This window comes from Bartonella saheliensis (assembly GCF_902162175.1).
Genome location: NZ_LR607325.1, coordinates 1 through 834, shown reverse-complemented (window position 1 = coordinate 834; position 834 = coordinate 1). Strand labels below are relative to the sequence as shown.

The window sequence follows — 834 nt, the reverse complement described above, 5'->3', positions numbered from 1 at the left end:
GGTCCATTATGGATATTTTTGTATTTCCAGTTATTTCGGCGTCACCAAAAATCCGTGCTTCACCAAAAATCTTAGCATTTCCAAAAACACGAGCCCTGCTACCAACACGTGCATTGCCATAAACCTTAGCATTCTCATAAATCTTGGCGCCGCCAAAAACCTCTGCATTGTCATAGACCTTGGCATCACCAGAAACTTCGGCATTTCTAGAAACATCAAACCTGCTACCAACCTTTGCATTCCCAAAAACCTTTGCATTGTCAAAAATCTTGGCGCCGCCAGAAGCCTCTGCATCATCCGAAACTTCGGCATGGTCATAAACCTCGGCATTACCACAAACATGTGCACCATCAATAACCCATGCGTTCCCATAAACACGTGCATCACCATAAATCTTGGCATGACGACCAACCTTGGCATTGCCATAAACCTTAGCATTGCCAAAAATCTGTGCTTCAGCACCAACATAGGCATTATCACCAACCCAACAGTTGCCTTCATGGCTTAAGTTATCTTCTTTCTCTATAAATCCACCAAGATCACCTTTTTTAACATCTCCAAAGTCTCTCAATGCTTTAATTCTATGAAGTGTCATAACGGCAACTTCGATTGTCTCATCAGTTAATTCGTATTTTTTTTCCATGATTACCCCCTACCTTAAAATAGCGTCACTTCCATAAAATGCTGTCTCGCCGGCTACTATGGCATTACCACGAACTTTTGCGTTATTATAAACTTCGGCAGCATCATAAACCTTGGCATTTTCAGAGATATATGCATTTTGATAAACACAAGCGTTACCTCCAACCCAGCAATTATCATCATGGCTAAGAT

Annotated in this window: 1 protein-coding gene and 1 pseudogene; both read right to left on the bottom strand. The window is 41.5% G+C overall.

Going from position 1 to position 834, the window contains the following annotated elements; genetic code table 11:
* Positions 1-643, bottom strand: a 643-nt coding sequence (locus FS875_RS10055; RefSeq protein ID WP_144756324.1) for a hypothetical protein, incomplete at its 3' end; no start/stop codon positions are given.
* Positions 644-652: 9 nt separating this feature from the next.
* Positions 653-834: pseudogene (locus FS875_RS10050) on the bottom strand (hypothetical protein); the annotation flags it as partial.